The sequence below is a fragment of the Bacillus sp. EKM501B genome (assembly GCF_011800505.1).
Classification (GTDB): Bacteria; Bacillota; Bacilli; order Bacillales; family Bacillaceae_G; genus Bacillus_A; species Bacillus_A cereus.
The window spans coordinates 1-417 of sequence record NZ_JAALFZ010000063.1; the positions used below are offsets into that span (position 1 = coordinate 1).

The window sequence follows — 417 nt, forward strand, 5'->3', positions numbered from 1 at the left end:
TTTACGTGACCATTTGCTAAGTCCACAACATGGATGTAATCACGGACTCCTGTTCCATCTTTCGTTGGATAGTCATTTCCGAATACGCTTAATTCTTTTAACTTACCTACCGCTACTTGCGTTACATATGGCATTAAGTTATTTGGGATTCCATTTGGATCTTCTCCGATACGCCCACTTTCGTGTGCACCAAATGGATTGAAATAGCGAAGTAATGCGATACTCCATTCTGCATCTGCAAATGCTACATCACGCATAATTTGCTCAATCATTAATTTCGTTTGACCATATGGATTTGTTGCACTTAATGGAAACTCCTCCGTAATCGGTGACGTTTCCGGGATACCATATACAGTTGCAGATGAACTAAAGATTATCTTCTTTACATTATGTTTCTGCATTACTTCACATAGCACT

The 417-nt window shown here is 39.1% G+C and carries 1 protein-coding gene; it reads right to left on the reverse strand.

What is annotated here, in order from left to right:
* A partial coding sequence (locus HFD78_RS29085) for an NAD-dependent epimerase/dehydratase family protein (protein WP_191968152.1) occupies window positions 1–417 on the reverse strand: 417 nt, incomplete at both ends.